Here is a 3,072-nt window from a genome sequence, read left to right on the forward strand (position 1 = left end):
ACAGAAGGTAACTGTTTATCTGCTTTGGGTGTATATTTTCTTTGTCTTTTTTTACCATTGAGGGTGTAGATTTCTAAGTATGTATTGAGTTCTGCTTCAAAATAAGGGAGTAAGGCGTCAAATTCGCTGATGGAATAAGAAGTCAGAGTTTTGAAACTCTTTTCATTTTTTCTTATATCATTGTAATTCATATATTTAGAAGATTCTTAAGAAATTAAGTTGATTATTCGGCGGAAATATAATAAATTTGTGTTCATAAATTCTAATGTAAAATAAAGTAGCAACACTTAAAACAAAGTAAAAAATTTTAACCCTGTAAATACTTGATAATCAACATCAAACAAGGTAAAACAAACGCATGTATCAAAACAAGGTAAAACATCCAAAGGCTGCTGCGTGAGGGATACGGAGCATGCCGTTAGGCAGTGCGAAGCGCAGTGTAGCACCGAAGCGAACGCGTAGTGCGCAGTAGCCCGACCCGAGCGCAGCGAGGGGCACGCCCAAAAAAGTAAAAAAGAAAAAACTACTTAATTGCTACAACGAGTCAACCTAATTGAGAATGGTATTTATTGCAAGTCCGTAGAAAGCTTAAAACGACACACACGGTTATTGTTCTTATCTGCAACGTAAATCATCTTTCTGAAATAAGCTACTCCCACAGGATTATTGAACTGCTTAGGACCGTTTCCTAAACCCCCAAAAGAAGCTAATACTTGCTTGCGAAAATTAGAATTAGCAGGTTTATTTACTCCTTCATACCCTGCTCTGTTGAATATAAAAAGGCTATCCTTTCCACTATCCACCACAAAAATATACCCCGATGCATCAGGAGCTACACATACATCCTCAGGCTGTGAAAAACGAAAAGGCTGATACAAAAAACGATCTGCTTTACTCGTATCTTGAACGAGTAAAGTAGCGTTCTCTGTGTAAACAGTACCTAAATCCGCATCATCTATGCGTTTTATCCATAAAACGGCATACTCTGTTTCAAGTCCTGTTTTTTGAGTGAGCAGAAAATCTTTCGAGGTACTGATACCAGAAACTAACTGCGGCGGCGCGGCAAAACTAGCTATACTCGTCGGTTTGACCACAGAACGTAAATTAGTATTGATAGGGTCAAGTTCGTTAATGTAATTAGTGTTATTGAAGTTTTTGTCAAAAACTAATACTGCATTATCAGGCGCAGGAAAACCCGTACCTGTGTTGACTATTCCTGTACGACTTACGTAAAAAGTGTTGTCGTGTAAAGTAGCTATGCCTGTAAAGCTCACTTGCTCATCTTGGGGTCTAAATGGAATGCTAGCACGAGTAATATCACAAAAAGGGTGTATGAGTGTATCAATAATTTGAGGGTTATTGGTAGGAGCGTTCTTAATAATGTAAATAGCAGGTAAGCTTTTAATTTGTGTATTTGTACCAATAGTAACAGGATAGTTCACTCTGCCAATAACGTAAGTGAGCAAACGCCTGTCTTGGGTTACGTCAGTAGCATTAGGAATGGGTATAGTTTTGAATTTAGTACCTTTTTGGTCAAGAATATGTAGCCCGTCAGCATCGGTTACGTAAACCATCTCGTCATAACCCACATATACATCTGTGGGCTGATTAAAATACCATACAGGGTTGATAGGTACATAACCTACATTAGATACGATAGTGGTAGGGTCGATATTACCTTGTTGGAACACGTCATCTACGGTGGGGTCTTTTTTAGTTCCAAGTAGGGCGTCGCACCCCCAGAATGAGGTTAAAAAAACGGCTAATGTGGTCAATATGAATATATTTTTTTTCATAGGTTTAAGCAGTTAGAAACTAATTCCAAGTCCAAATTTATGAGTGAAGCCTAGTCGTTGTTTGTTGGTAAAAGCGTAGTCAATCTTTAGCGCGCCAAAGCGTTGCGTAAATTTTAGTCCAAAGCCGAAGGAAGGGATATTACTCTCATCTGCACCAATCTGATATCCTGTTCTAAAATAGAGTAATCTGTTCCAACTATATTCAGCGCCAAGGTTAAAAGTTTCTTTATTATCCGTAGGGTGATTGAGTTGTCCTACCAAAGTGAGTAAGTGGTGGTCATTTTTAACAGCGTCCCAAGCAAAACCTACTTTAAACATAGAAGGTACGGTAACTTGCTCAAAGTTATTCACATTTTGAGTACCTGAAAGCCTTATAACCTCTATTTCTCCTTTGGGTTTTACATTAAAGCCAAAGTTTGTCATAGTAACGGCAAATCGTAGGTTTTTATATCCGATATCATATTGGAAACCTAAATCGAAGAGGAGGGTATTAGTTCGTAGACCAAATATGCTTTCATTAGCATATTTGGAGGTCAAACCGAAGGCAAAGTTATCTGTTAGTTTTTTAGCGTAGGAGATTCCGATAGCTGTATTAGTAGCACTAAATTTTTGTCCTGTACCGAAGGGTTGGAATTCTGTGGTTACGTCCATTTCGCCTGAGTTAAGGTGAGTTAAGCTCACTCCTATACAATGTTCGTTTTTAAGTTTGATGAATCCTGCGCCGTAGTTCATAGTGATATCTGCGAAGTAACGGGTATAAGCCCCTTGAAGGTGGATTTTTTGGCTATCTGAAATACTCATTCCTGCGGGATTCCAGTACAAAGCAGATGCGTCGTTAGCTACGGCGATGAAGCTTTCGCCCATTGCTGCGCCGCGGGGGTCTACGGGGATTTTCAAAAATTGCATGCCCGCAGTACCTGCTCTTTGTTTGCCCAAAGGGGGTAGAATCTGAGCGCTTACTGTTAGTACAAAGTTAAGTATAAGAAGTAGAAAAGGTACAAGTATTTTCACATCACAAAGGTAAAGAATTGTACAACAGATTTTTTATTAAAAAATTGTAATCTTATAGTCTTGGATGTTAGTTATTTGACAATTTGGGGGAGTTAGTCAAGTTTTTGATATTTTTTTGGGCGTGTCCTTGCCCACGTCTTGCTGCGCTCGTGTGGGCAAGGTCGGCGTGCTACGGGCTAACGGTGCTACGCCCCACCCGCCCACCCCCTGGTTATGGGGTTAAGGGCGTGTGCGAGGGGCTTCGCACCAAGCCTGACGGCTTGCC

Annotated in this window: 4 protein-coding genes; all 4 read right to left on the reverse strand. The window is 39.9% G+C overall.

Annotated features, from left to right (window positions below; translation table 11 throughout):
* Window positions 1-191: hypothetical protein (locus NZ519_13415; protein ID MCS7029752.1), on the reverse strand; the 191-nt coding region annotated here is incomplete at its 3' end.
* Between the two features lie 172 nt (window positions 192-363).
* Complete coding sequence (locus tag NZ519_13420; GenBank protein ID MCS7029753.1) at window positions 364-504, reverse strand: hypothetical protein; 141 nt, start codon at window positions 502-504, stop codon at window positions 364-366.
* A gap of 62 nt (window positions 505-566) precedes the next feature.
* Window positions 567-1,796 (reverse strand): hypothetical protein, encoded by a 1,230-nt coding sequence (locus NZ519_13425; GenBank protein ID MCS7029754.1) that lies wholly within the window; start codon window positions 1,794-1,796, stop codon window positions 567-569.
* Window positions 1,797-1,808: 12 nt separating this feature from the next.
* Window positions 1,809-2,807 (reverse strand): PorV/PorQ family protein, encoded by a 999-nt coding sequence (locus NZ519_13430; GenBank protein ID MCS7029755.1) that lies wholly within the window; start codon window positions 2,805-2,807, stop codon window positions 1,809-1,811.
* Window positions 2,808-3,072: the final 265 nt, after the last annotated feature.

The organism is Bacteroidia bacterium, assembly GCA_025056095.1.
In the GTDB taxonomy this organism is placed as follows: Bacteria; Bacteroidota; Bacteroidia; order JANWVE01; family JANWVE01; genus JANWVE01.